The organism is Chelativorans sp. AA-79 (assembly GCF_029457495.1).
Lineage (GTDB): Bacteria > Pseudomonadota > Alphaproteobacteria > Rhizobiales > Rhizobiaceae > Chelativorans.
The window spans coordinates 166678-187807 of the sequence record NZ_CP120361.1 but is presented as its reverse complement, the minus strand read 5'-3'; the positions used below and the strand labels follow the sequence as shown (position 1 = coordinate 187807).

Here is a 21130-nt window from a genome sequence, read left to right as displayed (position 1 = left end):
GGCCCTCTAAGGGCCGATCAGTCGGCGGCGCAGCATGTTGGATATATTATCGAAGATGAAAACCACAAGAAGGATGAGCAGCACCATATAGGCCACGTTCTCCCAATCGGAATTGGTCCGCATCGCCTCCCAGAGCTTCAGGCCGATCCCGCCTGCGCCGACGGCGCCGATGATGGTGGCGGAGCGTGTGTTCGATTCCCAGAAATAGAGCGCCTGGCTCAGGAAGACGGGCAGGACCTGCGGCATGACTCCGTAACGCTGGACCTCCGCCGGAGCCGCGCCGACGGAGCGGACGCCTTCGCGCTGCTTGTCGTCTATATTCTCCAGCGCTTCGGAATAGAGCTTCCCGAACGTACCGGTGTCCGTGAAGAAGATGGCAGAAATGCCGGCAAGCGGCCCCGGGCCGAAGGCGCGCGTGAAGAACAGGGCCCAGATCAGCATGTCCACCGAGCGCAGGAAATCGAAAAAGCGCTTGAGAAGGAAATTGCCGACGCGGTTCGGATAGATGTTGCGGGCGGCCATGAAGGAAAGCGGGAACGCCACCAAGGTCGCCAGCACCGTGCCGGCAAAGGCCATGACGATGGTCTGGAGAAGCTTCACCCAGACGTCGCCGTGCTGCCATTCGGCGTTGTTCACGAAATCGCTCCAGGCGAGCGCCGCGTTGGATACACCCGGATCGAGCCGCTCGCCGAAGAGGATGAGCGAAGCGACCTCGCCGAGCGGACGGCCGAAAAAGGCCGAGCGCGTGTCGAAGAGGAAGTTTTCCCAGCCAAGGAAGCGGCGGCGGATCTTGACCTCGTCGTCCTCGATCTCGGCACGCCCGGCAAATCCCAAATAGGCGATCACCTTGGCTCCGGGCTCACGCTGCGAGGCCCATCGCGGCAGGGGTTCGCGGGCGATCACGCCCGCGCCCTCCTCGACGTCGAGCGTCAGTGCCTCGCCGCCGCGTTCGATGCGCACGAGACCGGGGCGGACATCCACGCGGGTTCCTGCGCCGAACCGGATGCTGGCCTCCACGACTGCTTCTTCCCGCCGAACCGTCTCCGGCACGCCATCGGCGGGAGAGGACTCCACCGACGGCGTACCGGAGGCCCCCGCGCCCAGGGAGCCGAGAAAGCTGTCTTCACCGCCCTTGGCGTTCGCATTATCCAGCGGGCCGAGGAAACCCGCGCCGCTAGTTGCACCGCCCGAGGCGGTCCCCGCCTGCTCGCGTATCGCGACGATAGCAGTCTCCTTGGTCACCCAATCGGGGTCGGGGTGCTCTCCCAGGGGCGAAAAACGCGGATAGGTGATCTCCAGGTGGTTCTCGCGGAACCCGATGTCCGGCCGGACTTCATACGAAACCCAGTCAGCCATATAGGCGCCGGCAATGCCCCAGTTCCCGCCGGAGAACACCTGCCCGATCGAGAAGAACCACCACGCGAAGACGAGATAGGCGACAATGCTCGCACCGACCAGAAATGCGGTCAACCGCTTGCGCACCGACGCGGCAAAGACCTGCGGGTGGCGTTCGGCGATCGCCTGAGCCTCGGCTTCCGTCAAAACAGCCATCTCAGCCTCCGCGTCCGAATTCGAAGCTCTGTTTGCCGACGACGCGGCGGCGGAGCCACGCCGAGAGTTGGTCGACGGCTACAATCGTCAGGAAGAGCAGGAGAACGATCGCCAGCGTCTTGGCCTCATGCGTCTGGCTGATGGAGAGCCGGAGCGCTTCGCCGATGCCGCCTCCCCCAACCGCACCGATGATGGTGGAGGCGCGGACATTGATCTCCAGGCGCAGAAGCGCGTAGCTCAGGAAATTGGGAAGCACCTGTGGCACGATACCGAACCAGACGCGCTCGACCAAATTGGCGCCGGCGGCGCGCAGGCCTTCCTCGGCACGCATATCCGCATTTTCCACGACCTCGAAAAACATCTTGCCCAGAGCACCCACGGTGTGGATGGCGACAGCGATGATGGCCGGCACGGCGCCCAGCGAAAGGATGGCGAGGAAGAAGCCCGCGATCACGATCTCCGGAAACGCGCGCAGCACTTCCATGAAGCGGCGGACGAAGAAACGCAGCCAGCGCCGGGTCGTGATATTCGAAGCAGCGACGAAGCAGAGCATGAAACCCAGCGCGAAGCCGACGAATGTCGCGACGAGCGCGATATTGATCGTCTCCAGCATCTTGTAGAAATACTCGGGAATATAGAAGGTCTCGGTGATATAGACCCTGCCCGCCGGATAGTTGTATTTGAGGCTGCCGTCGTCATAGGGCGAGGGCAGATCGAACAGGGCGCGCCAGACTTCCCAGCCGTCGCGCGGCACGAGTTGCCCGACGAAGTCGAAGAAATAGGGAAGGCGGTCGAAGAACTTGCCCGCATTGGATTCGTTGGCGAACCAGAGCGAGCCGCCCATGGCGAACACCATGAAGAGGATGCCGCCGATGGTGTAGAGCCGGCGGCGCGCCGCCAGGGCCTGCCAATGACCTTCGATGGCAAGGCCGACACTGGAGAGGGTTGCGCCCTGATTGGCTATGCTCATGCCGCTCTTTCCGCAAAAAAAGCGCCGCCAGGAGGGACTGGCGGCGCAGGTGGGGCAATCGATGTTCAGGAGCCGATCTGCTTGCGGCGCGCCTCGAAGATGGGCTCATAGAAGGCCGGCGTGACTTCCGTGTAACCTGTGTAATCGCCGCCCTGGATCGCGGAGAAGCACTCGGGATCGTTGTTCGGCAGGTCCATCATGAAGGACTTGAACGTGTCCTTCATGCTCTGGTCCATGGAAGTGCGCACGACGATCGGGCCGTTCGGGATGAGCGGTGATTTCCAGATCTCGACCAGGTCATCCATGTCGAGGATACCCTTCTCCACCATCTTGTGCAGGTTGCCCGACGTGTAGCCTTCGGAGAAGTCACCGACCCCGGAGGCCCAGGTCGTGCCGGCGTCGAAGGTGCCCTTGACGACTTCCAGCACGAGGTTCTCGTGGCCGCCGCCGAAGCCGGTCTCGGAGAAATATTCCTCGATGCTGCTGCCGATCGCGGCCGGCAGGGTGACCGCCGGAATGAGATAGCCGGAGGTGGAGTCCGGATCGGCGAAACCGAGCTTCTTGCCCTTGAGGTCGGCGAGCGTCTCGATGCCGGAATCCTTGCGCGCCACCATCACCGAATGGTAGCCGGTCGAACCGTCGGTCTGCACCGTGGTCAGGATCGGCTCGACGGCGTTCGAGTCCTCGAGATAGACCTTGGCATAGCCAGAGGCGCCGAGCTCGGCGTAATCGAGCGTGCCGCCCAGAAGCCCCTGGATCACGCCGTCATAGTCGGCGGCCGGGAAGAGCGAGACCTTCTCCACGCCGAGCACAGCAGGCAGTTTGTCGACCAGGCACTGGAAATTTCGCAGCCGGTCGGCTTCGTTCTCGCCGCCCAGGATGCCGATACGGAATTCCTTCAGGTCTTCCGCGTGTGCGCCGTTCGCCAGAACCGCGCCGAGGGCGAAGGCGCCCATCACTACATGCTTCAACATTGCGTCTCTCCTGTCTGGGCCGGGCCTGCCGGCTCGCTTGTTGTCTGCTGCGCCCTTTACGCGGGCAAACGCGCCGGTTCAGCCGGCGAGCACGGCCGGTTCCAGGTGGCGCGGCTTTTCGCCTCGCGGCCGGAGCGGCTCGTCGATGCTCGTGGAGGTGATCTCCTCGGGAATGGCGTCCGCCCCTTCCGCGCCGTAGATCCGCCGCACGGCGTCGCCGGTCAGTTCGTCGGGCGCGCCGTCGAAGACGACGGCACCCCTGGCCATGCCGACGATGCGCGAGCAGTAGTGACGTGCGGTGTCCAGCGTGTGCAGGTTGGTGATGACGGTAATGCCCTCGCGCGCATTGATGTCGGCGAGCGAATCCATCACCACCTTGGCGTTGAGCGGATCGAGCGACGCGATCGGTTCGTCGGCGAGGATCACCTTCGGCTCCTGCATGAGCGCACGCGCGATCGCGACGCGCTGCTGCTGACCGCCGGAAAGGGTTCCGGCACGCTGAAGCGCCGTCTGGGCGATGTCCAGGCGCTCGAGGGCCGCGATCGCCTGCAGCCGCTCCTCGCGCGAATAGAGGTTGAGGAGGTTGAGCGCGGTCGACCGGTGGTTCAGCCGTCCGAGCAGCACATTGGTGAGAACGTCGAGCCGCGGCACGAGGTTGAACTGCTGGAAGATCATCGCGCAGTCGCGCTGCCAGCGGCGAAGCTCGGCGCCCCTGAGCGCCGACACCTCGGTGCCGCGAAAGAAGATCGCGCCCTCGCTCGGATCGATGAGGCGATTGATCATGCGAAGCAAGGTCGACTTGCCGGCGCCGGAGCGGCCGATAATGCCGACCATCTCGCCCTCGCCGATCTCGATCTGCACTCCCTTCACGGCGGCATTGGAGCCAAACCGCCGCGTGACCTGGCGTAGCTGAAGCATGAGCTGCTTCTCCCCGTTTCGGGCTTTGCACCCTTTGTTGGGGAAACCGCCTAAAACCTCAGCATGAACTTGGAATGTCGGCGAGGTGTCAGTTTTGTTACAATCCACCGGCACCTGGCCGGCAGCATCCTTCGGACCGTTGCTACAGCCTCGCCAGGCGCTCGACCAGAAGCTCGAAGAAGGCCTCGTGATCGATGTCGCGCATCACATGCGCATTCACCGGCCGGTCGGTGATGCGCCACCAATCGATCACCGTCATGCCCCGGGTCAGCGGCGAAGCGGTCTCGACGCTCACATTGCAGCGGCGCCCGCGGAAAAGCTCCGGTCGAAGGAGATAGGCGATCACGCACGGGTCGTGCAACGGGCCGCCGTCCGAGCCGTATTTCTCCTCGTCGAAGCGCTCGAAGAATTCGAGCAGTTCCGCCGTGACCGCGCCGACGCGGGTACCGAGATCGCGGAACGCAGCGATGCGGGTTGCCGTCGTCAGGGCCTTGTGCGTGACGTCGAGCGGCATCATCACGATCGGGATCCCGGAACGGAAGACGACGTCGGCCGCGTGCGGATCGACATAGATGTTGAACTCGGCCGCGGGCGTTATGTTGCCGCCCTCGAAGAAGCCGCCCCCCATCATGACGATCTCCTTGACGCGCGGAGCGATGCGCGGCTCGCGCACAAGAGCGAGCGCGACATTGGTGAGCGGCCCGAGCGTGCAAAGGGTGATCTCGCCGGGATCATGCGCCATCAGCGCATCGATGACGAAATCGACGGCATGCGCGTGCTGCAGCGGCATTGTCGGGTCCGGCAGGTCCGGACCGCCGAGGCCCGTCCTGCCATGGACGTGCTCCGCCGTCACGAGTTCGTTCACCATCGGACGTGTGGCGCCGGCATAGACGGCGACATGCGGCCGCACCGCCAACTCGCAGACCTTGCGGGCGTTCTTCACCGTCAGCGCGAGCGGCACGTTGCCCGCGACAGCGGTGATCCCGAGGACTTCGAGTTCGGGGCTCGCCAGCGCCAGAAGGATGGCAACTGCGTCATCCTGGCCGGGATCCGTATCGATGATGATCTTTCTCGGTTGCGCCACAGGACTTTACCCTTCTTGAACTCGTCCCCAGGATCGACCATATCAGGAGCACGGGCGGAAACGCCATTCGGGTTTCCGCCTCTCCACGTCGCTCTTTGAGGGCAGGAAGACATGACGCGCATGACGCCGTTTTCGAACCCGCTTCTGTTGGGGTTCGACAGTATGGAAAAGACGCTCGAACGCATCGCAAAGTCGGGCGACAGCTATCCGCCATACAATATCGAACGCATTCGCAACACCGATGGGCAAGGCGAACGTCTGCGCATCACGCTTGCCGTTGCCGGCTTCTCGGAGCAGGACCTGGAAGTGACCACGGAGGAAAACCAGCTCCTAGTACGGGGACGGCAGAACGACGAGACCGAGCGCGAGTATCTGCACCGGGGCATTGCCTCGCGGCAGTTCCAACGCGTTTTCGTTCTTGCCGACGGCATGCGGGTGTTGAGTGCCGAACTCAAGAACGGCCTGCTTGCCATCGATCTCGACAGACCCGAGCCCGAGCGGCTGGTGCGCAAGATCAATATTTCGGTGAAGGAGCCATGACTGACAAAAGCGGCGGCTCCCTTTTTACCGGAACCACAAGCTCTTTGGCGGGTTGGTCCCTTGAGGACGGCCTGCCGGACAGGAGGCTAAGATGACTGAGAACGAAATGAAATTCACGGTGACCCCGCAGCAGCTCGCCCATCTCGGCGAAGGTGCAATCGCCTATATGCGCGAAATGGACGCGGCGGAATTGAAGGTGAAGTTCCCCGGTGTGCCCGACATGGCACCGGGCACCAAGCTGTGGGCGCTGTTTGCCGCCAATGGTCAGCCGATCCTGCTGGCCGATGCGCGCGATGCAGCCCTTGCCGGCGCGTTCCAGAACGATCTGCAGCCGGTCAGCCTGCACTGACGAGGAGCTGAACAAGCCGATGGCGCCACGCCGGAATGCCTGCGTGGCGGATGCCTGATGGTCAGGCGGCGTTCGAGGCGGGAGCTTCAGACAAAAATGTGTGAATGGCCACGGCGTCATGCGTGCCGCGGATTTTCGCCGTGGTTTCCGCATCGCGCAGGACACGCGCGATGCGCGAAAGCGCCTTGAGATGATCGGCGCCTGCCCCTTCGGGGGCCAGCAGCAAAAATACCAGGTCGACGGGCAGATCATCAAGGGAATCGAAATCGACCGGCGTCTCCAGCCGGGCGAACACACCGGTGATCTGCTTGATTCCGGGCAGCTTTCCATGCGGGATGGCTATGCCGTTGCCCACACCGGTGGAGCCCAGCTTCTCCCGCTGCAGGATGGTGTCGAAGATTTCGCGCTCCGGCAGCCCCGTCTCGGCAGCCGCCTTTTCAGCAAGAAGCTGCAGGACCTGCTTCTTGGAATTCGCCTTCAAGGCCGGCAGGATCGCCGAAACCTCGATCAGATCGCTAAGATCCATTTCATGCTTCCTCTGCTTGCCCAGCGGCCAAGCTTTATCCGTTGGTGGCTGCCGAAGGATCGATCCAGCCGATATTTCCGTCCGAACGCCGGTAGACGATGTTCACCTCATTGCTTCCGGCGTTGCGGAAGACGAAAACGGGGCTGTCCTTCATGTCGAGTTCGATGACGGCGGAAGCGACGGACATGGATCTGAGCGGCATCTTCGATTCGGCCACGACGGTCGGCGCATAGTCCTCCGGCACCTCGTCCTCGCCCTCGTCAAAGGAAGCGAAGACCCGGTAGTCCGCTTCGAAGGACCCGGACCCGTTCTGGCCGATGCTGTGAGACTTCAACCTCCGCTTGTAGCGTCGCAGCCTCTTTTCTATCCGTTCCGCGGCCATGTCAAATGCAAGCTGCGGCTCCTGTGCCTCGCCCGTTGCCTGCAGCATAGCCCCGGTGTCGAGATGGATCGTACAATCCGCCGAGAAGCGGCTGTTCGACTTCTCCACAGTTACCCGCCCCGAAGACCCGCCGTCGAAGTATTTTTCCACCGCTTCGTGGATCCGGTCTTCGATGCGCGTCCGAAACGCATCACCGATTTCCATATGCTTGCCAGAAATACGGAGGCTCATGAGAGAACGACCTTTCCTGGTCAGGATACCAACAGATGCGAGTTTATACCCGTGGTCCGCGCATACAAGGTTCCGCGGAAGCAAAATGAGGTCCATGCAGTCGGGACTTCGGCTCATTTTCCGCCTGCCCCCGAGGGAGCAGGCGCGAGCGCCGAACCCGCCGTCCTCTTGGGGGCGGGCTTCTAGTGGCTTCACAGACCGTTGTCAATCGAAGCGCGCGGACAATCGGGCGCAAGCAGCATTCATGCGCCGGCGCCGGCCATCGCCTTCTTTTCGCGCCGGCGTTGCACCGAAGACGGAATATTCATGCCCTCTCGATATTTGGCGACCGTCCGGCGGGCGATATCGATCCCTTCCTTGTGCAGCACGTCCACGATCGTATCGTCGGAAAGCACGTCGTTGGGGTCTTCGGCTTCGACGAGGCCGCGGATGCGGTCACGTACGGATTCCGCCGAATGCGCATCGCCCCCGTCCGCCGCTGCGATCGCCGTTGTGAAGAAATAGCGAAGCTCGAAGAGGCCACGCGGCGTCATCATGTATTTGTTGGCCGCCACCCGGCTGATGGTCGACTCGTGCATATCGATTGCCTCAGCCACCGTGCGAAGCTTCAGCGGGCGCAAATGCCGTATCCCGTGCAGCAGGAAGGCATCCTGCTGCCGCACGATTTCCGCCGCTACCTTCAAGATGGTCTTCGCCCGCTGGTCCAGGCTGCGGGCGAGCCAATTGGCGTTCTGAAGGCACTCGGTAAGAAACGCCTTCTCACCCTTGGTGGCACGTTTGGAAACGGTCGTGAAATAGGTCTCGTTGACGAGGACGCGCGGCAGCGCGTCCTGATTGAGCTCGACCGCCCATCCGCCGTCCGGAGCAGGCCGCACGATCACATCCGGCGCGACCGGCTCGGCGGGCACGGACGTGAACGCAGCACCCGGCTTCGGGTCCAATGCCCGGATCTCGCCCAGCATTTCGATGAGGTCTTCCTCGTCAACGCCGCAGATCCGCTTCAGCGACTGGAAATCCCGTTTTGCGAGCAAATGAAGATGATCGAGCAGCGCCCGCATGGCCGGGTCCAGGCGATCGCGCGCCTCAAGCTGCAGCGCGAGGCATCCCGCCAGATCACTGGCGAACAGCCCCGGCGGATCGAATGTCCGGCAGGTTTGAAGCACGCGCTCCGCCGTCGCAGGATCTGCGCCCATGCGTTCGGTGATCTCGGTCAGGTCACCCGTGAAGTAGCCGGCATCGTCGAGGCCCTCGGCGAATTCCTCGGCGAGCAACCTGGAGGCGGGATCCGGAAAAGTAAGGACGATCTGCTCGCGCACGTGGTCACGCAGCGTCACCGGCGCTGCCGCTATCGCCTCAAGATTCCAGTCCTCACCTCCCGCGAGGCCGTTGCCCGAAGCCGAGCGCCACTGTGCGGAGAGATCCGGTCCAATGGCATCCCGCATGCCGGGATCGTCGGGAAAGAGATTCTCAAGCGAACTGTCCAGCCGATCGGCCATCCCCTCGGCGATAGAGGAAGGAGGCTGCGTGGTGTCGGAAAGGGCATCTCCCTCGTTCGCCTCCTCCCGTTCCAGAAGGGGATTGCGCTCGATCTCGGCGGAGATGAACTGCTCCAACTCCACGTGAGTAAGCTGAAGCAGCCGGATCGACTGCAGCAGTTGCGGCGTCATCACCAGCGATTGGGCCTGCCGCAAATATATGCTGGGTGAAAGCGCCATGCCGCGCCGTTCGATTCCGTTCCCGCGGACCATTCCGCCTGGCCGCGATAAAACTGGCCCGGTATTTGCTTGTCAAGAAACAAGCGTCAAAAGAAGGCGAAAGCACGCTCGAAGACGGTACTTTTCGCATTTTGGGCGCAGGACAGCTTCCCGGGTCGCAATCCCGGCGGGACGCCGCGCGCCGCGGAATACTAAAGCGTGAAGCCCTCGCCGAGATACAGCCGACGGACATCGGCGTTGCCGACGATGTCCTCCGGCCTCCCGTGGGTGAGGACCTGGCCCGCATGGATGATATAGGCGCGGTCGATCAGACCGAGCGTCTCACGCACATTGTGGTCGGTGATCAGGACACCGATACCGCGCGCGGTCAGGTGCCGCACCAGTTGCTGGATATCGGTCACCGCAATTGGGTCGATACCGGCAAAGGGCTCATCAAGCAGCATGAAGTTCGGCTTGCTGGCAAGGGCCCGCGCGATCTCCAACCGCCGCCGCTCGCCGCCCGAGAGAGCGATGGCGGGCGATTTGCGCAGGTGACCTATATGGAACTCCTCGAGAAGCGAATCGAGCGTGCGCTCGCGCTCCTTGCGGCTCTTCTCGACCACTTCGAGGATGCCGCGGATATTGGCCTCGACCGTCAGGCCGCGAAAGATGGAGGCTTCCTGCGGCAGATAACCGATGCCGAGACGCGCCCGGCGGTACATCGGCATGGAGGTGACGTCATAACCGTCTATGTGGATCGTGCCCTGGTCGACCGGGACCAGACCGGTCACCATGTAGAAGCAGGTGGTCTTGCCGGCGCCATTGGGCCCGAGAAGACCAACCGCCTCGCCGGCGCGCACGCCGAGCGACACGCCGCTGACGACCTGGCGGTTCTTGTACGACTTGGTGAGACCGCGGGCGATCAGCGTGCCCTTGTAGGGCTCCGGAACCGCGTTGGAATCCGGCTTCCCGGCCCCGCCATTCCCGCGCGACTGTAGAAATGCCACTGGCGCTTACTGCCTGTTCTCGGAACTCGGGGTGAGGAGCATCTTCACGCGGCCGTTCGATCCGCCGCCCTTGCAGCTCTCCAGGGTGGCCTGACCGCTTTTCATCTGCACGGTGAGCTTACAGCCCACGATCACGTTGTCGCCTTCAGAAAGGACCACCTCGTCACCGGAAAGCACCAGCACTTCCGTTCCCATGTCGAAGGTGCCGCGGTCGCCGGTTGCGACCTGTGTCTCCGATTTTATATAGACGCCGCCTTCCGCCTCGATGCGGTCGATCTGCGCGCTGCCGGCCGTGGCGGAGCCTCCGTCATTGCGGTAATAGACATTCATCACTGCGGCCTTCATGGTGGTCGGCCCCTGGACGACCGTCACATTGCCCGTGAACGTGCCGAGACTCTTGTTCTCGTCCACCTCGAAGCGGTCGCTCTCGATCTGGATCGGTTCATCGCTCGAAAGACTGAGACTGCCGAACTGTGTCTGCGTGTCCTGCGCCGATGCGCCCGGCGCCGCAAGCACAAGCGCCGACACCAGGAGTGCCCCCAGAAGTTTCGTCATTGTTCTCCGCTCTCCTGCCGCTGCCGCAGCCGCGCGGGGTCGAGCTCCACGCGCACGCGCTTCTCGAATATCAGCTTGCTGCCGCCTTCCGTCGCCTGGAAGGTATCCGCGTTCACACGCATCCCCTCCATCTCGATCTCTACCGGGTCATCGGTCGCCAGATCGTTCGATTCGATATCGACATTGGCGGATTGCAGCCGCGCCACGATGCCGGAGCTCATCGTCACCGTGATTTCGTCATCAAGCACCAGCTTGTTCGCCTGCCTGTCAAAAACCCCGCCGCCGGCGCTGATCGTCGCCTTGTGCTCCTCGTCGATCGGCAAAGTCGCCCTGATCTTTTCAAGCTCGATCGGCCCCGTATCGGAGCCGATCGGTTGCCGCGCCCGTTCGGCGGTCATGCTGTAGGGCAGATCCTCACTGGTGAAGCCATTGAGGGAAGGATTGTGCATCACCAGGCTGCCACCTTCGATTGTCGCCGAATCGAGATCGATCGCCTCGAGTCCTGTCGGAGAAAGCAGAGAATAGCCAAAAAAGAGCCCGGAGACCACGATGGCCGCCGCCGGCAATATGAATTTGAGAGCGCGGACGCGGCGCGAGTGGCGAACGGCGCGCGCGAAAGCTTCCGCGCCACGCTCGGTGTGCCGCGTGGCCGGGGCGGAAATCCCGCTCATTTCTGCTTTGGCGATGCTGTTCAACAATCCACTCCTGGCGAACGAAAAAAACGTCTTCCGGCCCTTTGCATCCTGCCCGTTCGCGTCTTCGGCAGCACTGCTGCTTTCGCCGCCTTTTGCCGGCCGCTGCATCGGGGTTCCTCGCCCTTTCTCGCCGTCCCACCGCATTATGGCCGATTTTGGGTTGCCTTCAAAGGCTTAGCAGCAGTGGACCCGACGCCCACCCGTGATCCGGAGCGAAACACGGGTAGCTCATATGCGCAGCTTCGTCTAAAAGGCAAGCCTGATCATATGTGAGTATAAGAGCCCGCCATGTCCACCCGAGCCGATGATCTTGTTGACCGGAGGCGCCTGAGGCGCAAGCTGACGTTCTGGCGTGCCGCCGCCCTGCTGGTGCTGGTCCTTGCCATCGCCGCTACCGCTCGCTGGCTCTTCGGCGATACGCTGGCCGCCGGCCCGCATATCGCGCAGGTTCGAATCGAAGGCACCATCCTGGAGGACAGGGAGCTTCTCGACCTGATCAAGGACCTGCAGGAAACCGACGCCGTGGAGGGCGTGATCGTCACCGTGGATTCCCCCGGAGGCACGACGGCAGGCGGGGAGGCGATCTTCGATGCCTTGCGCCGGCTTGCGGCCGAAAAGCCGGTGGTGGCCCAGGTCGGGACGCTGGCCGCTTCAGCAGGCTATATGGTGGCGAGCGCGGCTGATTTCATCGTTGCGCGCCAGACCTCGATCGTCGGCTCGATCGGCGTCATCATCCAGTATCCGGAGGTCACCGAACTGCTGGACAAGCTCGGCATCAAGGTGGAAGAGGTGAAATCCTCCCCGTTGAAGGCGGAGCCTTCTCCCTTCAATCCGACCACGGAAGAGGAACGCCAGATGCTGGCCTCCATGATCAGCGACAGCTACGACTGGTTCGTAGACCTCGTCAGCGAGCGGCGAAAGCTGCCTCGCGAAGACGTGCTGGCGTTGGCGGACGGCTCCATCTTCACCGGCCGCCAGGCGCTGGAGCGCAAGCTTGTCGACGCCTTGGGCGGCGAGCGCGAAGCGCAGGCGTGGCTGACCGAACAGGGCCTCAGCGGCGATCTCGAAGTGGTCGAGTGGAAGCCGGAAGGGTCGGGCGGATCGTTCCTCCTTCCGGGCGCTGCGATCCGGTGGATCGCGGCCGTGCTGGGTCTGCCGCAAGAAGGAGCGTTCCTTAATCGTCTCGGAATGGAACACATCTTCCTTGACGGTCTGGTGTCGCTCTGGCAACCTGAAGCCGGGTTTCAAGAATGAAAAAAAGAATAAATTCAGGGGAATATGTGAACAATCAGAGCGGCGGAAAAGACTATGATCAAGTCCGAACTCGTGCAGACCATTGCCAATCGCAATCCGCACCTGTTTCTTCGTGACGTGGAAAACATCGTCAATGCGATATTCGACGAGATCACCGAGGCGCTCGCCGCGGGAAACCGGGTGGAGTTGCGCGGCTTCGGTGCTTTTTCAGTGAAGAACCGCCCCGCCCGCACGGGGCGCAACCCGCGCACCGGGGAATCCGTTCCCGTGGAGGAGAAATGGGTTCCCTTCTTCAAAACCGGAAAGGAGTTGCGCGAGCGGCTGAATGCGGAAGAATAGCCTGTCTCAGCGAAGGAACCCGCTCGAATGCTCAACCGTGCCGTGCTCGTGCTGATCATCGTGCCCCTCGCGATCATCCTGATTGCGCTGGCGGTGGCGAACCGAGCCCTCATGCCGTTCACCATCGACCCGTTCAATCCCGGAAACCCGGGGCTGACGGTGGAGATGCCGCTGTTCGTCTATCTCTTCCTCGCCATGATCCTGGGCATGATCATCGGCGGCGCGGTCACCTGGTTCCGGCAGGGGCGATACCGCAGGCTCGCTCGCGAGCGGGCCTCGGAAATCGAGCGCTTGCGCACGCGCGCCGCTCCGGAGGCAAGCACGACCGCGTTGCTGCGCACGGATGCGTAGAAACGCGGCATGATCACGATCTCCCCTGACGACGTCGACGGATGTCTTACCTATCCCGGTTTGGTGGAGACGCTGCGCAGTGCATTCAAAAACGGGGCGGTGCAGCCGGTGCGCCACCATCATACCATCGCCCGACAGCGAGGAAGCGATGCGACCTTGCTCCTGATGCCGGCATGGACGGGCAGCTCGGCGGAAAGCGACGGCCATATCGGCGTCAAGATCGTCACCGTCTCACCCGATAACAACGGGATCGGCAAACCCGCGGTCATGGGCGTCTACTTGCTCATGGACGGGAGGACCGGCGAGCCGCAGGCCTTGATCGACGGCCCGCGGCTGACGGTATGGCGGACCGCCTGCGCTTCTGCGCTTGCCGCCTCCTATCTCGCGCGCCAGGACGCGTCACGGCTTCTGGTGGTGGGTGCCGGCGCACTTGCGCCGCATCTTGCGCGCGCCCATGCCAGCCAGCGGACGATCGAGGAGGTGCGAATCTGGAATCGCACCCCCGCCAATGCCGAAAAGGTGGTCCGGTCCTTGCGGGAGGAAGGGCTCGACGCTTCGGTTGCCGGCGACCTCGATGAGGCGCTCGGCTGGGCCGACATCATCTCCTGCGCCACGCTCTCGGAGACCCCCCTGGTCCGAGGCGCTCTCCTGAGACCGGGCACTCATGTCGATCTCGTCGGAGCCTTCTCTCCGACCATGCGCGAAAGCGACGACGAAGCGGTTTCCCGGGCCTCGGTGTTCGTCGACACCCATGCTGGCGCTACCAAGGAGGCCGGTGACATCGTGCAGGCGATCCTGTCCGGCGCGCTGACGCCGGAGGGAATCAAGGCCGATCTCTTCGAACTCACGCGGGAAGAGAAGCCGGGGCGGCAGACTGGCGGCGAGATCACCCTGTTCAAGTCCGTCGGCGCTGCAATCGAGGACCTCGCCGCGGGAATAGCCATCTACCGGGCTTCCAGGGGCTGAAGCCACCCGGGGAGCGTTGTTGCGTGCATCGGAGCCCTATGGCAGAAGCCGGTGATGCACAATCCATTCGGAGCCCTTGTTGAAGCCTCCTCGGGACAAGAACAGAAATCCCCGCCAGCACGCTAACGCCCGCCCGCGGCCTGAGCCTGCAAAGATGGGTCGCCGCGCCGGCCCCTTGCCGGACGAACGCCTGCCCGTGATCCTGGAAGTGCAGCCAGATGACGAATACGCGCTGCTCGATTCGGGCGGTGGCCGCAAGCTCGAGCAATACGGCCCCTATCGCATCATCCGCCCGGAGGGCCAGGCGATCTGGCAGCCGGCGTGGAATGCGACGGAATGGGAGAAGGCAGACGCGGTCTTCACCGGCGACACCGACGAGGAGGGTATGGGCCGCTGGCGCTTCCCCGCCGCACCGCTCGGCGAGACGTGGCCCATGCGGCATGAAGGCATCGCCTATCTCGGCCGCTTCACGTCCTTCCGGCATGTCGGCGTGTTTCCCGAGCAGGCGACGCACTGGGCGCATATGCGTGGCCTCATCGAAGAAGCGCGGCGGCCGATCAAGGTGCTCAACCTGTTCGGATACACCGGCCTTGCCTCTCTCGTCGCGGCCCAGGCCGGCGCGCAGGTGACCCATGTGGATGCCTCGAAGAAAGCAATCGGCTGGGCGCGCGAGAACCAGGAAATGGCCGGCCTTTCGGACCGTCCCATCCGCTGGATCTGCGAGGACGCGGTGAAATTCGCCGAGCGCGAGGCGCGCCGCGGCAATGGCTATGACATCATCCTTCTCGATCCACCTGCATATGGCCGCGGCCCCAAGGGCGAGGTCTGGCAGCTTTTCGAAGACCTGCCGGCGCTGGTGGAGACCTGCCGCGCGATCCTTTCGCCGAAGCCGCTCGCGGTGGTGCTGACGGCCTATTCGATCCGCGCGTCCTTTTTTGCGATCCATGCACTGATGCGCGACAGCTTTGTCGGGATGGGCGGTCGGGTCGAATCGGGTGAACTGGTCATCCGCGAGAAGTCGGCGGGCCGCGCGCTTTCCACTTCGCTTTTCTCGCGCTGGGTGGCCCGATGACCGGCGGGGAGAGGAGCAGGCGGGCGCCGGGCCAGGTGAAGGAGGTGACGAGCCTCTCCAATCCCCTCGTCAAGGACATCAAGGCGCTCTCGCTCAAGAAGTACCGGGACCGCGAGCACGCCTTCATGGCCGAGGGGTTGAAGCTGGTGCTCGACGCGCTCGATGCCGGCTGGATCATTCGGACGCTCGTCTACGCAAAGGCCGGGCGCGGAAATGCCACCGTGGAGAAGGCGGCCGCCCGTACGGTGGCGGCAGGGGGGCTGGTGCTCGAGGTCAGCGAAAAGGTGCTTTCCTCCATCACCCGGCGCGAGAACCCGCAGATGGTGGTGGGCGTCTTCGAGCAGAGATATCTGCCGCTCAAGGAAATCCGCCCCTCCGACCAGGACGTCTGGGTCGCGCTCGATCGCGTGCGGGATCCGGGCAACCTCGGCACTGTCATCCGCACGGTTGACGCGGTCGGCGCCAAGGGCGTGATCCTTGTCGGCGAGTGCACGGACCCTTTCTCCATCGAGACCGTGCGCGCCACCATGGGATCGCTGTTCTCGGTGTCCATCACACGGGCGGAGCGGGAGGCATTCCTCACCTGGCGAGGGGGACTCCCGGGTCTCATGGTGGGCACGCATCTGAAGGGTTCGGTCGACTATCGCAACGTCGACTATTCGAAAGGCCCCATTCTGCTCCTCATGGGCAATGAGCAGCAAGGCCTGCCCGAAACACTCGCCGAGGCATGCGACCGGCTGGTCCGCATCCCCCAGGCGGGCCGGGCCGATTCCCTCAATCTCGCCGTCGCCACGGGTGTGATGCTCTATGAAATCCGCCGGGCAGCACTGCCTGCAAGCCACGGGGCCGCGTGATGAAAGCTCGTCGAGTCGCACCCTATGCTCTCATCGTGATCGTTGCGATCCTGTTCGACCAGGGCGTCAAAGCACTTGTCGAAGCGTGGCTTCCACTGCACCAGCAGGTCGAAATCCTGCCGTTCCTTGCCCTCCTCCACTCCCGAAACACGGGCGTCGCCTTCTCGTTCTTCTCCGGCGTCGGCGGGTTCTGGCTGAGCCTCCTGGTATTCGGGATCATCATCTTCATTGCCGTGCTCGCCTTCCGCACCGATTCGGCGCAGCTTCTTGCACGGCTGGGCTTTGCCCTGATCCTCGGCGGAGCTATCGGAAATCTCATCGATCGCGCGGCCCGCGGCTATGTGGTGGACTATGTCTATTTCCACACGCCGGTCTGGTCCTTCGCGATCTTCAACCTGGCCGATGCCTTCATCACCATCGGAGCAGTGCTCGTGATCCTGGAAGAAGTGCTCGCCTACCGCCGCGAGCGGCGGGATTCTTGAACCGGCGTTGACCGCGAAGCCCCAGCGACGCACTTTAGGCCGTGTCATCTGGAGAGCGCGCCATGAGCGATCGTTTCGAAGCCGTGCTGATCACGTGCGACGAGGAGAAGAGTCAGTCCGTCGCGTTCGTGGAGATGGGCGAGGACGAACTGATGGCGGGCGATGTGACCATCGCGGTCGAAGCGACGACGGTGAACTACAAGGACGGTCTCGCCTTGACGGGCAAGGCCCCGGTCGTGCGGCGTTTTCCGATGATACCGGGCGTCGACCTCGCAGGCACTGTCATGCGCTCTGGTCATCGTGAATGGAAAGAGGGCGACAAGGTCATCCTCAATGGCTGGGGCGTGGGGGAGACGCACTACGGAGCCTATGCAGGGCGTGCCCGTGTGAGCGGCGACTGGCTGACACCGCTACCCGAAGGCATGAGCCCGCAAGAGGCGATGGCGGTCGGTACGGCCGGCTACACGGCTATGCTTTGCGTGATGGCGCTCGAATGGCATGGCATTACGCCGGATCGCGGTCCGGTGGTCGTCACGGGGGCTGCAGGAGGGGTCGGCTCCATCGCCGTCTCCCTCCTGGCAAGGCTTGGCTATGAAGTGATCGCATCCACTGGCCGGATGCGGGAAGAAACCTATCTGAAGGAACTCGGCGCCCACGAGCTCATCCCGCGGGACGAGCTTTCCGGCCCCGTGCGGCCGCTCGGCAAAGAGCGCTGGGCGGGCGGGATCGATACCGTCGGAAGCCATACGCTCGCCAATGTACTCTCCATGACGAATTATGGCGGCGCCGTCGCTGCCTGCGGCCTCGCACAGGGTATGGACCTGCCCGCCTCCGTGGCTCCCTTCATCCTGCGGGCGGTGTCCCTGCTCGGGATCGATTCGGTGATGGCGCCGAGACCGCTGCGGCTGGAGGCGTGGAAGCGCATCGCCGGCGATCTCGACCGCGCCAAGCTTTCCGCGATATCGCAGACGATCCCGTTCCATGATGTCATCTCAGCCGGTGCAGACATCGTTGCCGGGCGCGTGCGCGGGCGGCTGGTTATACAAATGTAAAGCAAATGTGCAGGAAAGAAGAGCGGCCGTAACTCTCTATAAGTCTGCCGGAAGTATCGTGTCGGCATGGGGTCGGTGAGCAGAAACCGTATAATGCAGTGGCTACGGAGCGGGGAAACGCGGCCGGCGAACGATTTTTCCCGCTACGGCGGGCTCTCCCTCCTCATCTTCAGCGTTGCGGCGTTTCTTCTGGCTGTCGCCGCCCATGTCAGCGGCGCTGTACCCCTGCTCACGTTCCTGCTCGTCTTCCTCGCCATCTCGGCATTCGCCGCCGCCATCGCCCTGCCCGACAGCAGCGGCAAGACATCGGCGGCAGAGCCGGCGCAGGCGGCGAGCCACCTGGAAGAGCTGGCCGATCGCGTTACGGCGATGCGGGAGGCAGAGCAGCGCTTCTATGGGCTCCTGGAGACGCTCGGGGACCTCGTGATCAACAGGGACGGCGAAGGCCGCATCCTCTATGCAAACCGCGTTTTGGGCGAACTCATGGAGTGCGACGCGCGCGATCTTGTAGGCCAAACCCTACCGCAACTCGGCATTGATATCGGTATGGCATCCGAGACCGCCCTCATCGAGGGCGAACTCCTGAGCTCGTCCGACGTCTCGATCCAGACCAAGGCCGGCCTGCGCTGGTTCTCCTGGACGGAAATTTCCCTGCGAGAGGGCGAAAGCGGCACGGTCTCCCACTGGGCGATCGCCCGCGACATCACCGCGCGGAAGCGCGCCGAAACCGCTCTCGTGAACGCGCGCGAACGGGCGGAACAGGCGAGCTTTGCCAAATCGCGCTTTCTCGCGACGGTGAGTCACGAGATCCGTACGCCGATGAACGGCATCATCGGAATGGCGACCCTCCTGGCCGATACCCGGCTTTCGTCCGAACAGCGCACCTATGTCGGGGCGATCTCGACTTCGGCCAGCGCGCTTCTGGCCCTCATCGAGGATTTGCTCGACTACTCCAAGATCGAAGCCGGACGGCTCGAGATCGAACCGCAGCGCATGTCCGTACGGGAGCTGGTCGAAAGCGTGGTGGAGCTTATGGCCGTACGGGCCTTCGCGAAGAAGATCGGCCTCGGCTGCCACATCGCCCCGGAAGTTCCGGATACGATCTTGGCCGATCCCGGGCGGCTTCGGCAGGTCCTACTCAATCTTCTCGGCAACGCGATAAAGTTTACCGAAGAGGGCGGTGTCCTGGTGACCGTCACGATGGTGGTCCAGGACGGCGCAGTGAAGCTGGCCTTCAAGGTGGACGACACGGGCCCCGGTCTCGAGCCGGAAAGTCTCTCCCGAATCTTCCAGGAATTCGAGCAGGCAGACACCAGCTCCACCCGAAAACACGGCGGTGCAGGCCTCGGTCTTGCCATCACGAGGCGCCTCATCAGTGCCATGGAAGGCACGATCACGGTCGAGAGCGCCCCCGGAGAGGGCGCCGGCTTCACCGTCTTCATCCCGCTTGTGGATCCGGAGGGAACCGAGGCGGAAACCCGGCTGGCGCTCAAGGGCTTCGACATCGCCATCCTGACGCCTCATGTGGTGGAAGGCGAGGCGCTCGCAATGGCCGTGCGCGCGCACGGCGGCAAGGCACGGGTCTTTGAAGGGGAGAAGAGCGCACTGGCGCTCCTGCGCCGGCGAAAGACTGCTTTCGACGCCATCATCATCGACGCCGCCCTCGAAAACGAAAAGGGGGATCTCCTGGGCCGCCTGCGCCGAAAAGGCCTTCGGGCCACCCAGGCGCTCACGCTTATCGCGCCGACCGACCGCGGCCGGCTGACCGAGTTTCGCGCCAACGGCTACGACGCCTTCATCGCGCGGCCGGCTCGGGACCGCACATTGCTGCGCCTGCTCCTCAACACCCAGATGACGGATACCGCACCTGCTCCCGATGACCACGCGCGCGGCGACGCAACCCGGGCGAGCCGCGGCCTCAAGGTTTTGGTGGCCGAGGACAACGAAATCAACGCCATGCTGGCGCGCGCCGCACTTTCCAAGGCCGGACATTCGGTCGTTCTGGTCTCGAACGGCCGGGCCGCCGTTGAAGCGCTCACCCATCCCGCCCGCGACTACGAAATGGTGCTGATGGACCTGCATATGCCGGTTATGGACGGCCTCGATGCCATCGTGCAGATTCGCCGGCACGAGGAAGATACGGGCCTCGCCCCGATCCCGATCCTCGTCCTCTCGGCAGACGGACAGGAGAAGACCCGGCACACCGCCCTTGCCCACGGGGCCACCGGGTTCGTCACCAAGCCGCTCGATCCTGCCCGCCTGCTTTCCGCCCTGGAATTACACACCCCGGCATAGGGCCATTTACATGGATGATTGTAAGCCGGCCAGTTTCCTGTCATCGTTCTGTCGCAGCTTGCCCTTATTTCCCCATCGTCGCGTCGTGGAGGAGAATCAGCCGTGCAAAGCCAGACGCTGAAGCCGATCATCAGCCGCGAGAACGCGGAAACGCTGGCGCTTGTCGAAGCCGGCGCGCTTCCGGATCAGTCCGTCCTGGGCCGAATAGGACCCCTGGTGGTTCGGCTCGCCCGTGATGCCGATGAAGTCGCGGCCGCACAATCCATCCGCTTCCGGGTTTTCTATCAGGAGATGGGCGCGAAGCAGGCCGCGGTCGAGGCGCAGGAGCAGCACGATGCCGACCGCTTCGATGCCGTCTGCGACCATCTTCTGGTCATCGACACCTCGCTGGTCGGAGCGGAATGGGACCGTATCGTCGGCACATACCGGCTCCTCCCCCAGGAGCAGGCGTTGGCCTCGGGCGGCTTCTATTCCGAGGCCGAGTTCGAATTGAAGACGCTTTTGGCTCGCCATGCCGGGCGCCGTTTCCTGGAACTCGGCCGCTCCTGCGTTTTGCCGGCTTACCGCTCCAAGCGCACCATCGAGCTCTTGTGGCAGGGGATCTGGGCCTATTGCCGCCGCCGGAACATCGATGTGATGACCGGCTGCGCCTCGTTCCATGGAACCATACCGGCGGCCCATGCGCAGGCGCTTTCGTTCCTGGCTCACTTCTGTCAGGCCGAAGGCCCGTGGTATTTGCGCGCCAAGGACGAGCGTTACGTCTCCATGGACCTGATGCCGCGCGAGGCGATCGATGCGAAGGCAGCACTTTCCGCCATGCCTCCGCTCATCAAGGGGTATCTTCGGCTTGGCGCCAAATTCGGTGATGGCTGCGTGATCGACCGGGATTTCTTTACCACCGACGTCTTCGTGATTTTGCCGATCGAAGCGATCTCTGAGCGCTACATCGCCTATTACGGTGCCGAGGCGGAGCGCTTCGCGGCCTGACG

At 63.5% G+C, this 21130-nt stretch carries 23 protein-coding genes; 12 read left to right on the top strand and 11 right to left on the bottom strand.

Features of this window, described 5'->3' with window-relative positions; all coding sequences use genetic code 11:
- Positions 1 to 6 precede the first annotated feature (6 nt).
- From phnE (PVE73_RS00910) to PVE73_RS00890, 5 genes are all read right to left on the bottom strand, one after another.
- Positions 7 to 1551, bottom strand: coding sequence for a phosphonate ABC transporter, permease protein PhnE (gene phnE, locus PVE73_RS00910; protein ID WP_277365141.1), 1545 nt, complete (start codon positions 1549 to 1551; stop codon positions 7 to 9).
- A gap of 1 nt (position 1552) precedes the next feature.
- Positions 1553 to 2521 carry a phosphonate ABC transporter, permease protein PhnE gene (gene phnE / locus PVE73_RS00905; protein ID WP_277365140.1) on the bottom strand — a complete coding sequence of 323 codons (969 nt, stop codon included), beginning with the start codon at positions 2519 to 2521 and terminating at the stop codon, positions 1553 to 1555.
- A gap of 65 nt (positions 2522 to 2586) precedes the next feature.
- Positions 2587 to 3495 (bottom strand): phosphonate ABC transporter substrate-binding protein, encoded by a 909-nt coding sequence (gene phnD, locus PVE73_RS00900; RefSeq protein WP_277365139.1) that lies wholly within the window; start codon positions 3493 to 3495, stop codon positions 2587 to 2589.
- Between the two features lie 78 nt (positions 3496 to 3573).
- Positions 3574 to 4413, bottom strand: a complete 840-nt coding sequence (gene phnC / locus PVE73_RS00895) for a phosphonate ABC transporter ATP-binding protein (RefSeq protein ID WP_277365138.1) — start codon at positions 4411 to 4413, stop codon at positions 3574 to 3576.
- 142 nt (positions 4414 to 4555) lie between these two features.
- Complete coding sequence (locus tag PVE73_RS00890) at positions 4556 to 5497, bottom strand: nucleoside hydrolase (protein WP_277365137.1); 942 nt, start codon at positions 5495 to 5497, stop codon at positions 4556 to 4558.
- Positions 5498 to 5608: 111 nt separating this feature from the next.
- On the opposite strand from PVE73_RS00890, the gene PVE73_RS00885 reads away from it, so the two are divergent.
- A complete protein-coding gene (locus tag PVE73_RS00885) occupies positions 5609 to 6037 on the top strand; it encodes an Hsp20 family protein (RefSeq protein ID WP_277365136.1) in 429 nt (142 codons plus the stop codon).
- A gap of 91 nt (positions 6038 to 6128) precedes the next feature.
- The gene (locus PVE73_RS00880) at positions 6129 to 6386 is read left to right on the top strand and encodes a DUF1150 family protein (RefSeq protein WP_277365135.1); all 258 of its coding nucleotides are present in this window, start codon (positions 6129 to 6131) and stop codon (positions 6384 to 6386) included.
- Positions 6387 to 6447: 61 nt separating this feature from the next.
- Here PVE73_RS00880 and ptsN read toward each other — a convergent pair whose 3' ends face one another.
- The 6 genes from ptsN to lptC form a co-directional block, all read right to left on the bottom strand.
- Positions 6448 to 6912 carry a PTS IIA-like nitrogen regulatory protein PtsN gene (ptsN, locus tag PVE73_RS00875; protein WP_277365134.1) on the bottom strand — a complete coding sequence of 155 codons (465 nt, stop codon included), beginning with the start codon at positions 6910 to 6912 and terminating at the stop codon, positions 6448 to 6450.
- A 34-nt stretch (positions 6913 to 6946) separates the two neighbouring features.
- Complete coding sequence (raiA, locus tag PVE73_RS00870; protein ID WP_277365133.1) at positions 6947 to 7525, bottom strand: ribosome-associated translation inhibitor RaiA; 579 nt, start codon at positions 7523 to 7525, stop codon at positions 6947 to 6949.
- A gap of 242 nt (positions 7526 to 7767) precedes the next feature.
- Positions 7768 to 9240, bottom strand: a complete 1473-nt coding sequence (rpoN, locus tag PVE73_RS00865) for an RNA polymerase factor sigma-54 (protein ID WP_277365132.1) — start codon at positions 9238 to 9240, stop codon at positions 7768 to 7770.
- Positions 9241 to 9431: 191 nt separating this feature from the next.
- On the bottom strand, positions 9432 to 10226 hold the full coding sequence (gene lptB, locus PVE73_RS00860) for an LPS export ABC transporter ATP-binding protein (protein WP_277365131.1): 795 nt from the start codon (positions 10224 to 10226) through the stop codon (positions 9432 to 9434).
- A 6-nt stretch (positions 10227 to 10232) separates the two neighbouring features.
- Complete coding sequence (locus PVE73_RS00855) at positions 10233 to 10781, bottom strand: LptA/OstA family protein (protein ID WP_277365130.1); 549 nt, start codon at positions 10779 to 10781, stop codon at positions 10233 to 10235.
- Positions 10778 to 11476, bottom strand: a complete 699-nt coding sequence (lptC, locus tag PVE73_RS00850; RefSeq protein ID WP_277365129.1) for an LPS export ABC transporter periplasmic protein LptC — start codon at positions 11474 to 11476, stop codon at positions 10778 to 10780. Before lptC ends, PVE73_RS00855 begins: the two co-directional genes overlap by 4 nt.
- Before the next feature lie 288 nt (positions 11477 to 11764).
- Between lptC and sppA the strand changes: the two genes are divergently transcribed.
- From sppA to PVE73_RS00800, 10 genes are all read left to right on the top strand, one after another.
- Positions 11765 to 12730 carry a signal peptide peptidase SppA gene (gene sppA / locus PVE73_RS00845; protein ID WP_277365128.1) on the top strand — a complete coding sequence of 322 codons (966 nt, stop codon included), beginning with the start codon at positions 11765 to 11767 and terminating at the stop codon, positions 12728 to 12730.
- A gap of 54 nt (positions 12731 to 12784) precedes the next feature.
- A complete protein-coding gene (locus PVE73_RS00840; protein ID WP_277365127.1) occupies positions 12785 to 13069 on the top strand; it encodes an integration host factor subunit beta in 285 nt (94 codons plus the stop codon).
- A 27-nt stretch (positions 13070 to 13096) separates the two neighbouring features.
- Complete coding sequence (locus PVE73_RS00835; RefSeq protein ID WP_277365126.1) at positions 13097 to 13420, top strand: LapA family protein; 324 nt, start codon at positions 13097 to 13099, stop codon at positions 13418 to 13420.
- A gap of 9 nt (positions 13421 to 13429) precedes the next feature.
- Positions 13430 to 14386, top strand: a complete 957-nt coding sequence (locus PVE73_RS00830; RefSeq protein ID WP_277365125.1) for an ornithine cyclodeaminase family protein — start codon at positions 13430 to 13432, stop codon at positions 14384 to 14386.
- Positions 14387 to 14540: 154 nt separating this feature from the next.
- Positions 14541 to 15458, top strand: coding sequence for a class I SAM-dependent rRNA methyltransferase (locus PVE73_RS00825; RefSeq protein WP_277365124.1), 918 nt, complete (start codon positions 14541 to 14543; stop codon positions 15456 to 15458).
- Positions 15455 to 16312, top strand: a complete 858-nt coding sequence (locus PVE73_RS00820) for an RNA methyltransferase (protein ID WP_277365123.1) — start codon at positions 15455 to 15457, stop codon at positions 16310 to 16312. The genes PVE73_RS00825 and PVE73_RS00820 overlap by 4 nt, the downstream gene beginning before the upstream one ends.
- Positions 16312 to 16794, top strand: coding sequence for a signal peptidase II (gene lspA / locus PVE73_RS00815; RefSeq protein WP_277365122.1), 483 nt, complete (start codon positions 16312 to 16314; stop codon positions 16792 to 16794). Before PVE73_RS00820 ends, lspA begins: the two co-directional genes overlap by 1 nt.
- Before the next feature lie 62 nt (positions 16795 to 16856).
- Positions 16857 to 17846 (top strand): MDR family oxidoreductase, encoded by a 990-nt coding sequence (locus PVE73_RS00810; RefSeq protein WP_277365121.1) that lies wholly within the window; start codon positions 16857 to 16859, stop codon positions 17844 to 17846.
- A gap of 93 nt (positions 17847 to 17939) precedes the next feature.
- Positions 17940 to 20141: a response regulator gene (locus PVE73_RS00805; RefSeq protein ID WP_277365120.1), complete on the top strand. Its 2202-nt coding sequence runs from the start codon at positions 17940 to 17942 to the stop codon at positions 20139 to 20141.
- 153 nt (positions 20142 to 20294) lie between these two features.
- Positions 20295 to 21128, top strand: a complete 834-nt coding sequence (locus tag PVE73_RS00800) for a GNAT family N-acetyltransferase (RefSeq protein WP_277367299.1) — start codon at positions 20295 to 20297, stop codon at positions 21126 to 21128.
- Positions 21129 to 21130 lie beyond the last annotated feature (2 nt).